Here is an 18266-nt window from a genome sequence, read left to right as displayed (position 1 = left end):
GCCTCAGGCGCCAATGGAATTCTCAAGCGTGCCGATGCCGCCGATGGAGACCTCGACCCGGTCGCCCGGCTTCAGGAAGAGCTGCGGCTCGCGCTTGAAGCCGACGCCGCCGGGCGTGCCCGTGGCGATGACGTCGCCGGGCGAGAGCGGCGTGAAGGCGCTGACATAGGCGATCACCTCAGCGATGCCGAAGATCATCTGCCCGAGCCTCGCCGACTGGACGGTCACGCCGTTCACCCGCGTCTCGATGGGCTGGTCCGCCAGCTCGCCGGCCTCGTCGGGCGTCACCAGCTCGGGGCCGAAGCCGCCCGTCCGGGGGAAGTTCTTGCCGGGGGTGAACTGGTGGGTGTGGCGCTGCCAGTCCCGCAGCGTCGCGTCATTGAAGCAGGCATAGCCGGCGACATGCGCCAGAGCCTCCGCCTCGGTGACGCGGAAGCAGGGCTGGCCGATGACCAGAGCCAGCTCGCCCTCGTAGTCGAAGGCATCCGAGAAATCCGGCTTGACCAGAGGCTGGCCGTGGCCGGCGAGGCTGTCGGCGAAGCGGGTGAAGATGGCGGGATGGGCGGCCTCGGGGCGGCCCGTCTCCTTGCGGTGGGTCTCGTAGTTGAGCCCGACGCAGAGGATCTTCCCCGGGTTGGGGATCACCGGCAGGTAGTCGAAGGCGCCGTCGGCGATGTCCGGGTCGGCGCCCGTGACGTCGATCTCGGCCGGCCCGCCGGCCAGCCAGCTCTTGAGGTCGGGCGAGCCGGTCCGGGCGCCGAGGTCATGGATGCCCCCCGGCACCTTGACCCCGAAGCCATGCCGCCCGCCGTCGTTGAAGGAAACGAAGCGCATGTCAGGACCTCATGATCGCGCGGCCCCAGAGGTTCAGCGTGCGCTCGGCATGGGGCCAGTCCTTGACGGGGCGGTCATGGATGACCTCGAGCTCGGCGGAGACCTCGATCCAGTTCTCGTCGGGGTCCTTGATGAAGATGAAGAGGTTGTTGCCCGGCCCGTGCCGGCCCGGCCCCCACATCAGCGTCGTGCCCTTGCCGGCGAAATGGTCGGACCAGTCGCGGATCGTGTCCCACTGGCCGGCCTCGTAGGAATGGTGGTCCATCCCCGTCCGGTCCTGCTTGAAGCAGGCAAGCGTGTGATGCTCGTGATTGGAGCGCAGGAAGCAGGTGGCGACCTCGCCGCTGTCCTTGAGCACGCGGTCGGACACCTCGAAGCCGAGGATGCCGCCATAGAAGCCCTCGATGGCCTCGACGTCCTTGGTGGCGAGGGTCAGGTGCTGCAGCGGGCCATGGATGAAATGCCCCTCCGGCGCCGGCTCGCGATGCGACAGGCCGAAGACGACGCGGTTGCCGTCGGGGTCCGTCACGGCGAAGGCGCCCTCGCGGAAGAGCGGCTCGTCGGCCGCCTCCGGCCCGCAACCGCCCGCCTCGGCCCGCTCGCGGAGCGCGTCGAGCGCCGCGGCGCTTTCGGCGGCGAAGCCGGCCTGCAGGAGCGACTTCGCCGGCCCCTCGCTGATCCTCAGCCGCCGGTCGGGGCCGGCCAGATGCCAGGCGCCGTCCTTCTCCTCGGCGACCATCTGCATGTGGTCAGCATAAAAGGCCGCGAGCCGCGCCGGATCCGGGCTGCCGATATGAATGTGGTGCAGATAGGCACCGCCTGCGCTCATTGTCATGTTCTCCTCCCAGTGCCCCGACAGGTCCCGCGCCGCCCCCTCCCGAGGCGGCGCGAATCGAGACATGATTTTCATAATGTAAGAAATTTGATCGCGCTAGGGGGCGTGGAGCCGGTGGCCGGCCGCCGCCGACGCTGAAGGGGGCGCGCGAGGGGACAGGCGGGCCGAAGGGCCCGGCGGCGCGGAAAGAGGGGGTGGGGCAGGGGTTGGGGCGGAACCCGGCTGTCGGTGCTCAGGAGGCGGCGGGGCACCCGCCTGTGCTGCTGCGGAGCACCAGCTCCGGCTGCAGGATGATGCGGCGCGGCGTTTCGCCGCTGTGGTCGATCCGCTCGAGGATCAGGGAGGCCGCGGCGCGGGCGATCTCGTCGGAGGGATAGTTCACGCTCGACAGGGGCGTGGAGGCGGCCTCGGCATATTCCACATTGTCATAGCCGAAGACGGACACGTCGCCCGGCACCGAGATGCCGTGCTCCTGGCACCAGCGCAGCCCGCCCATGGCGATCCGGTCCGTCGAGGACAGGACAGCGGTGGGCGGGTCCGGCAGGCGCAGAAGCGCGCCCATCGCCGCATAGCCCTGGGCGATCGAATGCCCTCCCGGGCCGACGATCAGCGCCGGATCGACGGGGATGCCCGCCTCGCCGAGCGCCTGGCGATAGCCCTCGATCTTCTCGGAATTGCCGGTCATGCGGTCGCTGTCGATGATGCCGATGCGGCGGTGGCCGAGGCCGATCATGTGCCGCGCCGCCAGTGCGCTGCCATGCTCCTCGTCGATGCCGACGACGTCGAGCCCCTCGACCTCCTTGCCGGCCAGCAGCACCACCGGCATGCCGGAGGCGGCGAGCCGGCGGATCCCGTCGAGCTCGTGCCGGTGGTTGGGATAGACCAGTACGCCGTCCACCTGCCGGGCGCGGAAGGTGGCGAGCGCGCGCTCCTCCTCCGCCCCGTCGCCGTTGGAGGCGGCGAGGAGCGTCACATAGCCCTTCGCCTTCAGCTCGATCTCGAGCTTCTGGGCCACCAGGGTGAGGACGGGGCTCGTCATGTCGGTGAGGAGCAGCCCCACCGTCATGTTGCGCCCTTTGACCAGCGCCTGGGCGGCGTGGTTCGGCATGTAGTCGAGCGCGCGGGCGGATTCGAGGATGCGCTCGCGGGTCGATTGCCCCACGCGCGGCGAGCCGCGAAGCGCGAGCGAGACGGTATTCACCGACACGCCCGTGCGCTCCGCGATGTCCTTCAGCGTGACCATCTGTCCCCCCGGGGGCCCTTGGGGCTGCCTGTGCCTGATCCCTTGCGGGCCTAGTCCCAGGCGGGGCCCCAGTCCGGGTCGATCGAGCGTTCGCCCCGGTCCAGCCCTTCGATGCGCTCTATTTCCCCGGCTGTCAGCCGGATGTCCAGCGCCGCGTAATTGGCGCGGATGCGCTCCGGCTTGCCCGAGGTGGGGATGGCGGCATAGCCGCGCGACAGCTCGAATGCGAGCGCGACCTGGGTCGGCGTCGCCTCATGGGCGGCGGCGATCTCGGCCAGCACCGGGTCGTCACCGAGCCGGCCCTGGGCGATCGGCTGGTAGCAGGTGACCGCGACGCCCCGCGCCGTGCAGTGATCGGCGAGCTTGCGGTTGCGGAACCAGGGGTTGAGCTCGACCTGATTGGTGAGGAGCGGCACGCCACCGAGGATCTCCAGCGCCTCGTCCAGAAGCGCGATGGTGAAGTTGGACACGCCGATGTACCGGGCGAAACCCCGCTCGCGCGCTTCGGCGAGCTGCGGGATGTAGTCGGAAAGCGGCCGCTCGCCATTGGGCGCCGGCCAGTGGATCAGCGCGAGGTCCACCTGATCGAGCCCCATGATCGCGCAGCTTTCCTCGATCGAGGGCACGAGGTCGCCGGGCCCGAAATTCGCCGGCCGGACCTTCGTGGTGACGAAGATCTCGCTGCGCGGCAGGCCGGACTGGCGCACGGCCTCGCCCACCTCCCGCTCGGTGCCGTAGTCCTGCGCGGTGTCGAGATGGCGGTAGCCCGTCTCCAGCGCGCAGAGCATCGCGGCAATCCCCTCGGGCCCCTTGCGCCCGTAGGTGCCGAAGCCCAGTGGTGGCATGTCCTTGGTCAGCATCCGATCCTCCTCCTGTTCGGCTGACTGAGGGTGCCCGCCGATTTTGTGTTGACGCAATGCGAATCCTATCTCAGTATTAACGTTAATACAAACGCGGCGGAAAGCCCCGGAGACCGGGGGAAAGTTGCGTCGGAGCCGGGCCGAGGAGGGTCCGGCCGAGGGAGGAGCCATGACGATCCGCTGGACCCGGATCGCCCCGCAGCTCGCGCTGTCCCCCGCCCTGGCGGTCACGGCAGTCGCGTTCGTCGGGTCGATCCTGTGGACGATATACCTGTCCTTCACCCGCTCGCGGCGCGTGCCGGACTATGCCATCGACTGGACGGAATGGGGCCGGCAATACGACCGCCTCTTTCAGGACGCGGGCTGGTCCACGGCCCTTTGGAACCTCATCACGCTCGGCATCGGTTCGGCGCTCGCCATCGTCTTCGGCTTCATCCTCGCGGCGATGATCGACCGCGAGAAGCGGGGCGAGGCCTTCTTCCGCACCGTCTTCCTCTACCCGCTCGCCGTGTCGCTGATCGTCACCGGCGTTGCCTGGCGCTGGATCCTCAACCCCACGATGGGGCTCGAGGCGACGCTGCACCGGATGGGCTGGGAATCGGTCGATTTCAACTGGCTCGCGCAGGGCGACACGGCGATGTACGCCATCATCCTCGCCTCGATCTGGCAATCCTCGGGCTTCTACATGGCCCTGATGATCGCCGGGCTGAAGAGCATCAACGGCGAGATCTGGTCGGCGGCGAAGCTCGACGGCGTGAGCCTGCCCCGGCTCTATATCGAGATCATCATCCCGATGATGAAGTTCACCTTCCTGACCTGCGCGATCCTGCTCTCGCTCGGCGTCATCAAGGCCTATGACATCGTGCTCGCCATGACGAATGGCGGCCCCGGACAGTCGACCTGGGTGCCGGCGTACTTTGTCATCAACGCCCTCAGCCAGAAGCAGAATCTCGGCTACGCCAGCGCCGCCGCGGTGATGATGCTCGGCATCACGCTGCTCGTCTTCCTGCCGCTGGTGCTGCTGACCGCCTGGCAGAACCGCAGGAGGGATGCAGCATGACCGATCTCAGCGTCACAGAAGCCGCCGCCGGCGCCACCGCGCTCCGCGCCAAGGCCGTCCCGCGCCGTCGCCGTCGCCTCACCGGCCGCTCCATCGCGGTGCTCGTCTTCCTGACGATCTGTGCGCTCTTCTTCTGCGTGCCGCTCTATGTGGTGCTCACCACCTCGCTGAAGACGATGGACGAGATCCGCCAGGGCCAGATCTTCGCCCTGCCGGAGACCTGGACGCTCGAGGCCTGGCGCTTCGCCTGGTTCGAGGCCTGCTCGGGCATCACCTGCGAGGGGCTGAAGGTCGGCTTCTGGAACTCCGTGCGGATCCTGCTGCCGTCGCTCCTCCTGTCGATCTCGCTCGCCATGATCACCGGCTACGCGCTGGCGCTCTGGGAGGTGAAATGGGCGGGGACCTTCCTCTTCCTTCTCTTCCTCTGCGCCTTCGTGCCCCTGCAGATCATCATGTATCCGCTGATCGGCATCACGAGGACGCTGGGGGTCTACGGGACGATCATGGGCGTCGCGGTGGTCCATTCCATCATGGCCATGCCGGTGCTGACGCTGATTTTCCGCAACTTCTACAAGGACATCCCGCGCGAGATCATGAATGCCGCCGTGATGGATTCCGGCTCGTTCTGGCGGATCTTCGTCGAGATCATCCTGCCGATGTCGGGCAATATCCTGATCGTTGTGCTGATCCTGCAGATCACCAGCGTCTGGAACGATTACCTCGTCGGCGTGACCTTCGGCGGGTTCAACACCCAGCCGATGACCGTGAACCTCGCGAACATGGTCACGGTCTCGACCGGCACCGCCTCCTACAACGTCGACATGGCCGCCGCGCTGCTCACCGCGATCCCGCCGCTCGTCATCTACTTCCTCGTGGGCAAGTTCTTCGTCGCCGGCATCACCGCCGGCGCCATCAAGGGATAAGGCCATGCCGCGCGTCAGTTTCGAGAACATCGTCAAGACCTACGGCGGCCTGACCGTGCTCGACGATCTGGACCTCAGCGTCGATCACGGCGAGTTCCTGGTGCTGCTCGGCCCCTCGGGCTGCGGCAAGACCACGCTCCTCAACATGCTCGCCGGCCTGACCGACGTCACCTCCGGGCGGATCTACATCGGCGACCGCGACGTCACCGATCTCGACCCGAAGGATCGGGGCCTCGCCATGGTCTTCCAGTCCTACGCGCTCTATCCGACGAAATCGGTGCGCGGGAACCTGAAGTTCGGCCTCTCGGCCGCGAAGCTCCCCCGCGAGGAGGTGGCCCGCCGCGTCGACTGGGCCGCGAAGCTCCTGCAGATCGAGCCGCTGATGGACCGGCGGCCGAGCCAGCTTTCGGGCGGGCAGCGCCAGCGCGTCGCCATCGGCCGGGCGCTGGTGAAACATGCCGACGTGCTCCTGTTCGACGAGCCGCTCTCGAACCTCGATGCGAAGCTGCGCACCGAGATGCGGCTCGAGATCATGCGCCTGCATGACGAGCTCAATCCGACCGTCGTCTATGTCACCCACGACCAGATCGAGGCGATGACCATGGCGACGCGCATCGCGGTGATGAACGGCGGGGTGATCCAGCAGTTCGGCACGCCCGACGAGGTCTACGAACGGCCGGCGAACCTCTTCGTCGCCGGCTTCATCGGCGCCCCGGCGATGAACCTGAAGCCCGGCAAGATCCGCAAGGCGGCCGGCGGCGTCACGGGTGTCTTCGACACCGGCGAGACGCTGGCGCTCGACGATTACGCCTTCGCCCGGGCGCCGGAGGACGGCGCGCCCATCGTGATCGGCCTGCGCCCCGAACATTTCGGCGCGCCCAATGCCGCCATCGAGGGAGCGGCCGGCACGTTCAAGCTGCCGCTTCAGCACACCGAGCGCACCGGCTCGGATGCCACGGGATACCTGCACTGGGGCGAGGGGCTGCTCTCGCACCGGGTGGAGCCGGGGGACGCCTCGCGCCTCCGCCCCGGCCAGACCATCAGCGTCGCCTTTCCGCGCGGCAAGGCGAACCTGTTCGACGCCGCTTCGGGAGAACGGCTGTGACTTCATCGAAAGGGAGGAGACCCAAGATGACGACGACGACCCGACTGACTGCCGCCCTGCTCTGCGGCACATTCTTCGCCCCGGCCGCCATGGCCGAGGAGGTGATCATCTACCACAACTGGTCCTCGGGGCCGGAAGTGGCGGCGCTCAACGTGCTGAAGGACCGCTTCGAGGGCATGGGCCACACCTGGACCGACATCGCGATTCCGCATGACACGGGCTCGAACGTCAGCCTTCTGAACCTCGTGACCGGCGGCAACCCGCCCAACGTGTTCCTCGAGTCGAGCCCCGGCTTCTACCGCGACCTCGCCGACATGGGCATGGCCCGGCCGATGACCGAATGGTACGAGGAGAACGGCTATCTCGACCATCTGCCCTCCTCGGTGATCGACAGCATCACCGTCGACGGCGAGATCATGAAGATCCCGACCGCGATCCATATCGACGGCATGGTCTACTACAACATGGACGTGGCCGAAGAGCTCGGCGTCGATCCCATGGCCTGGGACAGCCTCGACGCCATGTTCGCCGATTTCGACATGATCCGTGACGCCGGCGTGGTGCCGATCGCCATCGGTGCCCAGCAATGGCAGATCGGCTACCTGACCCATGCCATCGCCGCCTCCGTCGCCGGGCCCGACTTCTACAACGGCATCTACGGCGGCGAGGTCGATCCGGCGATGATCGACAGCGACGAGATGCGTCTCGTGCTCGACTGGCTGCGGAAGTTCCAGGAGGCCGCCGACGAGGGCTCCGTCAACCGCGACTGGAACGTGACGACCAACATGGTCATCACCGGCGACGCGCTCATGCAGATCCACGGTGACTGGATGAAGGGCGAATGGACCGCCGCCGGCAAGGTCGCCGGCGAGGACTTCGGCTGCATGCAGATCCCCGGCGCCATGGCCGTGCCGGTGACGGTCGACGCCTGGGGCATCCTCGGCGACCAGTCCGAGGAGATGGACGCCGCCGAGCTCGACTTCGCCTCGGTCGTCCTCGACCCCGAGGTGCAGGCCCAGTTCGCGGCCGCGAAGGGCTCCACCCCCGTCCGGCTCGACGCCGCCGGCGAGATCGACGCCTGCAGCCAGGCCGTTCTCGGCTATCTGGAAGACCCCGAGCACCAGGTGGCCAACCCGCACACCATGGTGGATGCCGACTGGCAATCCTCCCTCTGGGACGTGCTCTTCAACTTCTGGAGCGACCCGTCGATGACCACCGACGAGGCGATCGAGCAGATGCAGAGCAACTACGACCTGATCCTCGGCTGAGCCGCCGCGGATCCCCTGCCGGGCGGTCTCCTTCCTGGGCCGCCCGGCCCCCTCACTCCCCTCCGCCGCGCCCCTGCGGCTGCCTGAACTGGACCCCCCCATGATCGACAAACGACTGCTCGACGAAGACGAGGTGATGCAGATCTGCTTCGTCACCCACGACGCCGAGGCCTCCGCCCGCTGGTTCGCCGAGCTGACCGGCAAGGACATGCCGCCCGAGGGCAAGGCCGCCGAGCCCGAAGAGGCGAAAGCCATCTACAACGGCCAGCCCGCCCGGGTCGGCTGCACGATCCGCATGTTCGCCTTCGGCAACATCGACGTGGAATTCCTCCAGCCCGGCCCCGAGAAGAGCGCCTGGCGCGACCTTCTGGAAGAGAAGGGCCCCGGCTGCCACCACATCGCCTTCCGCACCCGCAACCTCACCAAGCGCAACGCCTATCTCGAGGAGCGGGGCCACAAGCTCCTGCAGCGCGGCGAGTTCGACGGCAGCCACGGGCGTTATGCCTATTACGACACCGTCAAGGACCTCGGCGTGATGCTCGAGCTCCTCGAGTTCGACAAGGACAAGGAACCGCAGGGGGCGGACGCCGCCGAATGACCTTCCCGCTTGCCTACCAGCTCTATTCCTCGCGGAACTTCCCGCCCCTCGAGGCGCAGCTCCCCGAGCTCGCCGCCATGGGCTATGACGCGATCGAACCCTGGCTGCCGGCCTATGAGGCGGACCCTGCCGCCTTCCGGCGGGCGGTCGAGGCGGCGGGGATGCGGATCATCGGCTTTCACATGCCGCTGGCCGGCCTCGCCGAGGATCCGGGCGCCTGGTGCGACATCGCCGAGGCGATGGGCGCCGAGGTGCTGATACCGCCCTATGTGCCGCAGGAAGAGCGCCAGCCGACCGCCGCCTACTGGCGCGGCATCGGCGAGATCCTGGCGCGCGGGGCGGAGGTCGCTGCAAAGCGCGGCCTCACCGTCGCCTGGCACAACCACGATTTCGAATATGTCGCGCTGCCCGACGGCACGCGGCCCATCGACCACATCCTCGGCGTCAGCGAGGCGTTAAAGTTCGAGATCGACTGCGGCTGGATCGTCCGGGGCGGCGCCGACCCGGCGGAGGAGCTGCGCCGCTATGCGGACCGCATCGTCGCCATCCAGCTCAAGGACACGGCGGGGCCGGACGGCATGTCGAGCGAAGACGGCTGGCGCGCCACCGGCGACGGCATCATCGACTGGCAGGCGCTGGTGCCGCTGATGGAGGCGACGGCGGCCACGCATGTCGTCGCCGAGCATGACAACCCCGCCGACTGGCGCGCCTTTGCCTCCCGCTCGGCGGAGACCATGCGCCGGATCGGCCTCGCCAAAGGGAGCTGACATGGACACCGAACGCCACACATCCCGCCCCGCGGGCCATGTGCCCAACAGCCGCTTTCCGCTGCTGATCCACCGCGGCGCCCTGCCGGGCGGCGGGGCGGTTGAGATGCGGGCGCTTTTCCGCGGCAACGGCTGGACGAACAACTGGGATTACCCCGGCATCTACGATTACGCCCACTACCACTCCACCACCCATGAATGCCTCGGCGTCGCCACGGGCTGGATGGAGCTGGAGCTCTCGGTCTCCGGCGGGGTGCGGGTGCGGCTGGAGGCGGGGGACGTCGTCGTCATGCCCGCCGGCGTCAGCCACGAGATGACCGGCAATTCCGAGGACGTGCTCGTCGTCGGCGGCTATCCCGACGGGCGCGACTGGGACAACATGCGCGGCGAGCGGCTGGACGATCTCGCCGCCCGCGAGGCGGCCAAGCGCATCATGATGCTGCCGATCCCGGCCAAGGACCCGGTCACCGGCGCGGCGATGGACGACTGGCTCGACGCGCCGTCGAGCGTCGAGGCCGATCTCAACGACTTCCGCGACGGGCTGGGCTGAGGCCCGCCCCCGCCCCAACAGGAGGAGGCCTCCCATGGCCCTCAATCTCAAGCAACTCGCCCATGTCTGCATCTTCGCGCGCGACGTCGAGGAGACGCGCCGCTTCTACGAGGACGTGCTCGGCATGAAGACCGTCTTCAACTTCACGCGGCAGGGGAAGATCTTCGGCTTCTACCTCGATGCCGGCAACCGGACCTTCGTCGAGGTCTTCGAGAACGGCTCGGCGGAATACTCCGGCAAGAACCAGATCAACCACCTCTGCCTCGAGGTGGAGGACCTGCCGGAGGCCGTGGCGCATATCCGCGCGCAGGGCATCGAGCCGACGGCGCCGAAGAAGGGCGTCGACGAGACCTGGCAGGCCTGGATCGACGACCCCAACGGCGTGAAGATCGAGATCTTCCAGTACACCGATGTCAGCGTCCAGTTCTCCGGCGGCGGCAAGAGCATCGAGGCCGACTGGTAAGCGCCGCGCGCGAGAAGGATCGGCAGGTGGGGGCTCCGGCGGGGCCCCCATCGTCGTTTCTGGGCCGGGCCGTTTCGCGGCTTGGCATGGGGTACGGCATGGTGCAAGGCACGGGCGCCCCGGAGGGGCTGGCGGTTCATCGGTGAGGGGAAGTCTGGTGGACCTTGAGGGAGAGTTTTCGAACTCCATCCTTGAGACACTGGCTGACTGGAACGGTGTTCTTGAAGCTCAGCAACACCTGATGCCACAGCGGCCACGGCGCCCAAGTGGACCGTCGCTATGAACGGCCTACGCGAGGAATTCAGCCGGAGGACAGTTCACTCTAAAACGTCCCTAACCAATCGGCGAAGGCGGACGCGCGACTGTCCACGCGTGACCGTCCGTCTGTCTCCTGAAGATCATGCCAAACTCACCGAACTTGCGAACGGCACGGCGCTCAGCGTCTTCCTCCGGGCGAAGGCACTCGGTGAAATTCTGCCACGTCGGCGCGCGAGCGGACTGGCCATCGAAGATCGCGAAGCGATTGGAAAGCTGCTCGGGCTCTTGGGCCAGTCGCGCATTGCCAACAACCTGAACCAGCTCGCCCACCACGCCAACATTGGAACCCTACCGGTCGACGACACGACCGCGTCCGATCTTCAAGAGGCGTGCCACGCTGTCATCGCTATGCGCGCGATCCTGATGCAGGCGCTAGGCCTGAAGTCATGATCCTGAAGGGCAACCAGCGCGGCTTCGGGCGCGATCTTGCCCTCCACCTACTCAATGTCGATGACAACGAGCATGCGGTGGTGCACGAGCTGCGCGGCTTTGTGGCGGACGATCTGGTCGGTGCGTTCAAGGAAACGGAGGCCATTTCGCTCGGCACGAAGTGCAGACAGTATCTCTTCTCGCTGAGCCTGAACCCACCGCTAGGAAATGACGTGCCTATAGCTGTGTTCGAGGCAGCGATCGACAAGATCGAGATGCAGCTCGGCCTGGCCGGCCAGCCTCGGGCAGTTGTCTTCCACGAAAAGAAATCCCGGCGACACGCGCATTGTGTCTGGTCGCGGATCGACACCCAAACAATGCGAGCGATCAACCTACCGCATTTCAAGCGGCGACTTCAGGAAGTGGCGCGGAACCTATACCAGGCGCATGGCTGGGAAATGCCCGCGGGTTTCATCGCAGCGAAGGATCGTGATCCGAACAGCTTCACCCAGGTCGAAGCGGCGCAGTCAAAGAAGGCTGCGCGCGATCCCAAAGAACTAAAAGCGCTGTTCCGCGAATGTTGGGAGCGGTCAGACTCCAAGGGTGCCTTGGCCGCCGCCCTGCGTGAACATGGGTTCGCCATAGCGCAAGGCACTAGGCGCACTTTTGTTGCCGTCGATGCTGATGGGAAAATCTACTCTCTCTCCCGCTGGACGGGCGCTGGTGCGAAAGCGCTAAGAGTGCGGCTTGGCCTTCCTGATGGATTGCCAAGCGTTGAAGATGCTGCCGCTTCAGTCACCGATCCCGTGGTACAGTCGCCAGTCAGGCCGGATGATGCACTTGCCGCTATTGTTGTCCGTCAGCGTGCGGAACGCGATGCTCTGTCACAGCGCCAAACCATCCGTGAGCGCGAGGAACTGCAGCGCCGTCAAGCAAGACTGCCGACAGGGTTAAGCGGCGTCTGGGCACGCCTAACCGGTGGGCTTTCAAAGATCGAAGCGGCGCTGGCGGCGGAAGCCGAAGCAAAGCTAACTCGCGACCGCCGCGAGCTGGATGAAATGATCCAAAAGCATCTGGCGGAACGCCGCGACCTTGACCGCGCGCGGGAGCATCGGCTCGCTTTCGATCGCCTCGCAGCTGAATTGGCTGACGGACGTCCCACCGCTGACCCGCGCCAAAAGCTGGTGCTGCCGCTGGGAGATGCACCGCCCTCCATGTTGGATGTGGAATTGCGGCCCGAGATGGTACTGGATCATCTTTCTGCCAAGGCAGAGGCGTTCACGACAGGCGATATAAACCGCGTCCTCGGAGCCGTTTCCCCCGATGCCGACTGGCAAGAGCGCATTCGGCGACGACTGCTCGCTTCGCCCGATCTTATTGCGGTTTCTTCCGACGCAGGTGCGCGATTCACCACGCGAGACTACCAGGGCACGCAGCACCGCCTCGTTGCTTGCGCCGCGGCGCTGGCGGGAGCCCGGCGACATGCGGTCGACCGCCGCCATGTCTCAAACGCCGTGTCCGTCAGAAGCCGAGAGTTGGCGCAGGTCGGAGCAGTGCTCAGTGACGAGCAATTCGGAGCGCTCAATCACGTTCTCTCTGCGGACGGGCTATCATGCGTCGTCGGCTATGCCGGGGCGGGCAAAAGCACGCTATTGGAAGCGGCCCGCGCCGCCTGGGAGGCGCAGGGATATAAAGTCTATGGCGCGGCACTTTCCGGCAAGGCAGCGGACTCGCTCGAAGCTGCCTCGAGAATCTCATCCCGGACGCTGGCCTCATTGGAAAGTAGCTGGAAGGTAGGCGCGGAACCGATCGCAAGTGGCTCGGTCTTTGTCATCGACGAAGTCGGCATGGTCGGCACGAGGCAGCTCGTTCGCGTCATGGAAGAACTGCACTCGCGAGACTGCAAGGTCGTGCTCGTGGGCGATCCGGATCAACTCCAACCGATCGAATCGGGAACGCCTTTCCGCGATCTGCTCGCCCGGCATGACCATGCCAGGCTGACACAGGTGCGCCGTCAGAAAGCAGACTGGCAGCGCAGGGCTTCGACCGATCTGGCGAACGGTCATGTGGACATGGCGCTGCGCGACTATGCCGACCGCGGCTATGTTCAAGAGGCACGCGACCTCGATCTGGCCATCTCATCCCTGGCCGACGATTATCTCGCTGACATGCGTGCGAACCCGAAGGCCAGCCTTCTTGCCTTAGCGCACCGACGCCGGGATGTGTTCGCGCTCAATCAGGCTATCCGCGAAGGTCGTGTCTCCGCCAGTGAGTTGAAAGATGATATATATGCGGAGACTGAGCACGGGCCACGCGTTTTCGCATCCGGGGACCGCATCCTCTTCACGCGCAACGACGCAAGCCTAGGCTTGCGGAACGGCATGCTCGGCAGCGTCGCCTCGGTGGCCAACGGAACATTGCGCATAAAGCTTGACGACGGCGATCGGACCGTCCTGATCAATCCGCGATCCTACGCCGCGTTGGATCACGGCTATGCGGTCAGCATCCATAAATCGCAAGGTTGCACCGTCGACCGCAGCTTCGTCCTGTCGAGCCCGTCTATGGATCGGCATTTGATCTACGTCGCGCTGACGCGCCACCGCGAGCAGATGCGGATTTACAGATTACTGAAATCTGCGAGACACGAGAGTACTGAACGTGATTTCCTGATACCGCAGCGCCCAGCGGGCCCACGGCGCGCGCTTTGATTATTCACTCAAACTGTTGCCAAGATTGTAGTTTCGATGGATAATTAGCTCATGAGCAAGAAGACTCAGGTTGGAAATTTTACTGACCTCTACCAACACACTATTGGCGGCAATGAGCTCTTAGGCGCCTTCCTACCAGGTCATCTTGCCATCGAGTTCCTGCTCCGAAAGCTACTCGTGCAATACGACGCAAAGCTGGAACGCCTCGGCGATCAGCTTACCCATGCGCGGCTTGTTCAGCTATGCTCAGATATTGGCATTATCAATGGTCCGCAACGAGAGGTGCTGCTCTCGATTAACACCATGCGAAACAAACTGGCGCACCAGATCACCTACACTCCAACTATTGATGAGCTTCGAGAACTTTGGTCGCATGCGGCCAGAGCTTTTTCCGATCTTAGTGATGGAATATCAAAGGGTATCGAAAGCCTAGCCGAAGAAGGGATCGTGGCCGATCTAGATGAGTGGGTGTTCGTGGAGCTATTCGTGCAAATAACCTACGATCTTCATGATGAATACGTCGAGCGCGGCGGCGACATGGAAGACTTCTAATCGAATCCATTCGGAACGAACTCGGATTGCCAACTAGTCAAACACATATTCTCATGCCCCAGATTATAAAAATTTTGACTCCGATAGTGTGAGCAAAGATCACCGGCTTTACGATTAAGCGGCTCAGTTTTCCCGCCAACCAGGGCTTTAGTCATGTCAACTCGCCATGCTCCTGATCGGAAATGATCTTGTCGGTCACTATCAAATAAAAGTTCCGGTTACAGCCATTCTTCGAACTCTCAAGACCGGTTGCGCCTGCAACCGGACTAGGCTCGCGCCAATGAGGGGGGGAGACCGTCAAGACCGCAGACACCGGAGGGGGATCACCTGTCCTGCACAAGCGCGAAGCGCGCGGAAGGATGGGGAAACCGTCGACTGCGCCCGTAGCGTATGCGAAGGGCGTGGTCTTGACGGATGACGGGGCTGCAAACCCCGGCACTGAGAAAGACTTCATCCCGCAGGGCTGCCAGATGATCTTACGCAAGGGATGGAAGCCGAATGTACAAGACTAAAGGCTCGGTTCACGACAGCCCGATCGCCAAAGAGATGCACAAGACCTAGAAGATAGAAAAAACACTTGCGAGTAAGCGAAATTAAGTGTCACGTTGATAATATTTAATTTGAGCAATTAGTGGCGCATGCACCATGATCGAAGAGATAGAACTGGCGAATGAAGGGGCCTTTGACGGAACAGGCACTAAGCTGTCCGGCCTCAAGGCGCTTAACTTCATCTTCGGGCCGAACGGATCTGGAAAAACAACTATTTCCCGCGTCGTCGAGAATTTGTCCCTTTATCCAGACTGTCAGGTCGTATGGAAGTCTGGCCCACCGCTCGAAACGCGTGTCTATAACCGAGACTTTGTTGCCCAACATTTCGATTCCGACAGCAACATCAAGGGCATCTATACTTTCGGTGAGAATGTCAAAATAGCCGAAAAGATCGAGGCGCTCAAATCCGAAACCGATGATCTTTCTAAGGCCATTAAGAATCTGCGACGAACGCTGAGCGGCGACGATGGACAAGGCGGCAAAGAAAAGGAGCGTGCAGAACTAGAGGCCGGGCTCGTCAACGATATTTGGGCTGCAAAGGGCATTCTCAATGACCTCAGTGAGGCTTTCTCAGGGCTGAACAACAGCAAGAGGAAATTTTCTACGCGCTACCTCGCGGAAGCAGAAAACAGCACGGCCACTTTGCGACCTTTGGCCGACCTTTTGAAAGACGCGGAAACTGTATTTGCAGATGCGCTAACAGAGGCAGCTAGTATTCCAAGTCCGAACGCGGCGAAGATCACCAACCAGGAGAGCGCTCCAATTTTAAGTAAGAAGATAATCGGCAAGACTGATGTAGATATCGCGGCCTTGATTGAGCAGCTAGGAAACAGCGACTGGGTACGCCAGGGACATCAGTATTTCGATCAACTGGATGACCAATGCCCGTTCTGCCAGCAGAAAACTGATGACACATTCAGAAAGAGCCTGGAAGAGTACTTCGACGAAAGCTACGTTGCGGATCTCGCCTCCATTGATGCGGTTCTTGAAAGCTATGAAAAAGGCGTAAAAGACCTCCGCGCGGCTTATGCGCTAACGGAATTACTCGAATCGCGGTTTTTGGAGCGCGACGCGTTCGAGCGCGATCTGGCGACTTTGAATCTGGCGCTTGATGCCAACATAGAGGCTATCAAAGGGAAGAAGAAGGTGCCGAGCGCGCCCGTCATTCTAAGAGATACGGCGCCATTATTTAGCATTGTGAATGGGCATATTGGGGCGGCCAACACAAAGGTGCAAACCAATAATGACACACTCAGCAACCTGAGATCAGCGAGGGCGGACCTTAGCGCGGAGGTTTGGAAGCGCCTGATCGAAGACACGAAGCCCACCTACGAACATTTCAAGACGCAAGACAAAGCGCTCGCCGCAGCGATAAGCGGCTTGAGCGCACAAATCGAGAAGAAGCAGAGCGAGTTTGACGACAAGCGATCGGAGCTTGAAGAAAACGAGCGCAAGATCACAAGCATTAAGCCCGCCATTGATAATATTAACAAGCTACTCAGATCATTCGGGTTCACAAATTTCCATCTGGCCGAAAGCAACGATGAGGGATTCTATGTCGTTCGCAGGGTAGATGGGTCGGATGCAAAAGAAACGCTCAGCGAAGGCGAGAAATCGTTCATCACCTTCCTGTACTTCTACCACCTAATCAAAGGCTCATTCTCGACCAGCGGCGCTACGAATGACCGGATCGTTGTTTTTGATGACCCGGTGTCGAGCCTAGATTCAGACATTTTGTTTATCGTCTGCAATCTGATAAAAGGGATCGTCTCTGAAATGCGCGATGGCGCCGGTTCGATCAAGCAAGTCTTCGTCCTTACGCATAACATCTACTTCCATAAAGAGATTACCTTCAACACGAAACGCAACGGCTCTTCGCCGTTCAGAGATGAGACATTCTGGATTATCAGAAAATCGAGTGAGAAGTCAGAGGTTGAGTTCTCGGAAGAAAACCCAATTAAGTCGAGCTACGAACTTCTTTGGCGCGAAGTACGTCAAAAGACCCCGTCTGATGTTGCGATCCAGAATGTCATGCGGCGGATTCTTGAACACTATTTCAAGTTCTTCGGAGGCATCACACCAGAAGACATCATAGAGAAATTTGACGGACAGGAAAAGTTGACCTGTAAATCGCTGCTATCCTGGATCAACGACGGATCACATTTTGCAAATGATGATCTTTTCATGTCTTGCGATCCGGGTCAGGTCAAGCGCTACATGGGAGTTTTTCAGAGGATATTCGAGGACTCCGGCCATGGCGGGCACTACGAGATGATGATGGGCGATGCCTACATCGGGCTTTCGGCAAGTGTTGAGGAGTCCAAAGAAGCGTCTGAACACACTCAAGCTGCGAATCATAGTGAGGCAGCCACTCTGGAACAGATAGTGCTAGAGTTCTCAGACCAGAAAACGACTAATGGCTGACTGCAACTTAATGTAGCGTCTAAGAGTGCTTCGGGCTGGAAGCGGCCCTTCGCTTGCCTCGCAACAATTCGCGCACCAATTGGCTTTTAACCGAAAGCCCATATGTCCAGAGCCGCGATGATTTAGACATCCCTCCTGAATACACGCGAGATTTTCGACATAGCCCTCAATGCAAATCGCCCGCTCGGCAATTTTCATTCGACGCACGGCCTATTGACCGGCCATCCGCTTGCTATGATGCCATGGACATCATCGAATTGTTTCAAATCCTATCTAGGATGGATGATATCTGCCGCCATTCTCGTTCGGTTGACGGGAAATAGCCCCAGACATCCTTCCGAAAACTGGATTCCTTTCCAACATTGTCGATGTCAACAATAGGATAAAGCTCTAGATATTCTTGGCCCGTGAATTTTTCTCCAGTGAACACAAGGGGGAAGATAAACGTTCGCTCAGCAGATCCTGAATGGCCGTTGAAGAAACCTAGCTCCCAGGGGCACCATTTAGATACGCTGGCGTTTTCGGTGTGCAAATAGAATAGAAGTTTGCACTGTTTCATCCGTGTTCGAAGGTAATCCGCGGTGTTCTTGTTTACATTGGACCTGTCAAGTTGCTGATCGTTGATCCAATCCACATAGATCGTAAAGCCTTTCTCTTCGAGTATACGTTTTGCACCAAGCACATATTTCTCATCTATCTTCGAATGAGAAAGGAAGATATCGAAAGATGTGCGTCCGGTATTTGCCTCCTCTCTAAGGATGAGCTTTGCGTCGCGATAGGTGCTTGCCAGCTCCCTATCTGCAGCTAGTAAGGCTTGGCCTATAGTCACAAGTCCCATTG

The 18266-nt window shown here is 62.4% G+C and carries 17 protein-coding genes; 12 read left to right on the top strand and 5 right to left on the bottom strand.

Translation table 11 applies throughout. The features are described from left to right. Nucleotides 1–3: 3 nt before the first annotated feature. The 4 genes from ACAZ03_RS14010 to ACAZ03_RS13995 form a co-directional block, all read right to left on the bottom strand. A complete protein-coding gene (locus ACAZ03_RS14010; protein WP_373354529.1) occupies nt 4–834 on the bottom strand; it encodes a fumarylacetoacetate hydrolase family protein in 831 nt (276 codons plus the stop codon). A 1-nt stretch (nt 835) separates the two neighbouring features. Beyond that, on the bottom strand, nt 836–1669 hold the full coding sequence (locus ACAZ03_RS14005; RefSeq protein WP_373354527.1) for a VOC family protein: 834 nt from the start codon (nt 1667–1669) through the stop codon (nt 836–838). A gap of 232 nt (nt 1670–1901) precedes the next feature. Continuing rightward, nucleotides 1902–2912 (bottom strand): LacI family DNA-binding transcriptional regulator, encoded by a 1011-nt coding sequence (locus ACAZ03_RS14000; RefSeq protein WP_373354526.1) that lies wholly within the window; start codon nt 2910–2912, stop codon nt 1902–1904. A gap of 50 nt (nt 2913–2962) precedes the next feature. Next, nucleotides 2963–3772: an aldo/keto reductase gene (locus tag ACAZ03_RS13995; protein ID WP_373354524.1), complete on the bottom strand. Its 810-nt coding sequence runs from the start codon at nt 3770–3772 to the stop codon at nt 2963–2965. Nucleotides 3773–3941: 169 nt separating this feature from the next. Between ACAZ03_RS13995 and ACAZ03_RS13990 the strand changes: the two genes are divergently transcribed. The 12 genes from ACAZ03_RS13990 (at nt 3942) to ACAZ03_RS13935 (ending at nt 17426) form a co-directional block, all read left to right on the top strand. Further along, nucleotides 3942–4832 (top strand): carbohydrate ABC transporter permease, encoded by an 891-nt coding sequence (locus ACAZ03_RS13990; RefSeq protein WP_373354522.1) that lies wholly within the window; start codon nt 3942–3944, stop codon nt 4830–4832. Further along, on the top strand, nt 4829–5755 hold the full coding sequence (locus ACAZ03_RS13985) for a carbohydrate ABC transporter permease (RefSeq protein ID WP_373354520.1): 927 nt from the start codon (nt 4829–4831) through the stop codon (nt 5753–5755). Before ACAZ03_RS13990 ends, ACAZ03_RS13985 begins: the two co-directional genes overlap by 4 nt. Nucleotides 5756–5759: 4 nt before the next feature. Then, the gene (locus ACAZ03_RS13980; protein WP_373354518.1) at nt 5760–6860 is read left to right on the top strand and encodes an ABC transporter ATP-binding protein; all 1101 of its coding nucleotides are present in this window, start codon (nt 5760–5762) and stop codon (nt 6858–6860) included. A gap of 26 nt (nt 6861–6886) precedes the next feature. Next, nucleotides 6887–8128, top strand: a complete 1242-nt coding sequence (locus ACAZ03_RS13975) for an ABC transporter substrate-binding protein (RefSeq protein WP_373354516.1) — start codon at nt 6887–6889, stop codon at nt 8126–8128. A gap of 100 nt (nt 8129–8228) precedes the next feature. After that, entirely contained in the window at nt 8229–8726 is a 498-nt protein-coding gene (locus ACAZ03_RS13970) for a VOC family protein (protein WP_373354514.1), read from the top strand. After that, entirely contained in the window at nt 8723–9493 is a 771-nt protein-coding gene (locus tag ACAZ03_RS13965; RefSeq protein ID WP_373354512.1) for a sugar phosphate isomerase/epimerase family protein, read from the top strand. Before ACAZ03_RS13970 ends, ACAZ03_RS13965 begins: the two co-directional genes overlap by 4 nt. A 1-nt stretch (nt 9494) precedes the next feature. Then, the gene (locus ACAZ03_RS13960) at nt 9495–10043 is read left to right on the top strand and encodes a cupin domain-containing protein (protein WP_373354510.1); all 549 of its coding nucleotides are present in this window, start codon (nt 9495–9497) and stop codon (nt 10041–10043) included. 34 nt (nt 10044–10077) lie between these two features. Next, complete coding sequence (locus ACAZ03_RS13955; protein WP_373354508.1) at nt 10078–10506, top strand: VOC family protein; 429 nt, start codon at nt 10078–10080, stop codon at nt 10504–10506. 372 nt (nt 10507–10878) lie between these two features. Beyond that, nucleotides 10879–11214 (top strand): plasmid mobilization relaxosome protein MobC, encoded by a 336-nt coding sequence (gene mobC / locus ACAZ03_RS13950; RefSeq protein WP_373354507.1) that lies wholly within the window; start codon nt 10879–10881, stop codon nt 11212–11214. After that, entirely contained in the window at nt 11211–13901 is a 2691-nt protein-coding gene (locus ACAZ03_RS13945; protein ID WP_373354505.1) for an AAA family ATPase, read from the top strand. The genes mobC and ACAZ03_RS13945 overlap by 4 nt, the downstream gene beginning before the upstream one ends. Before the next feature lie 51 nt (nt 13902–13952). Next, nucleotides 13953–14453, top strand: coding sequence for a hypothetical protein (locus tag ACAZ03_RS13940; protein WP_373354503.1), 501 nt, complete (start codon nt 13953–13955; stop codon nt 14451–14453). Nucleotides 14454–15098: 645 nt separating this feature from the next. After that, on the top strand, nt 15099–17426 hold the full coding sequence (locus ACAZ03_RS13935) for an AAA family ATPase (RefSeq protein ID WP_373354501.1): 2328 nt from the start codon (nt 15099–15101) through the stop codon (nt 17424–17426). Between the two features lie 262 nt (nt 17427–17688). On the opposite strand, the gene ACAZ03_RS13930 is transcribed toward ACAZ03_RS13935, so the two are convergent. Further along, nucleotides 17689–18264: a TIR domain-containing protein gene (locus ACAZ03_RS13930; protein ID WP_373354500.1), complete on the bottom strand. Its 576-nt coding sequence runs from the start codon at nt 18262–18264 to the stop codon at nt 17689–17691. Nucleotides 18265–18266 lie beyond the last annotated feature (2 nt).

The sequence above is a fragment of the Pseudoroseicyclus sp. CXY001 genome, assembly GCF_041714655.1.
In the GTDB taxonomy this organism is placed as follows: domain Bacteria; phylum Pseudomonadota; class Alphaproteobacteria; order Rhodobacterales; family Rhodobacteraceae; genus Pseudoroseicyclus_A.
This window is presented reverse-complemented; position numbering and strand designations above follow the sequence as displayed.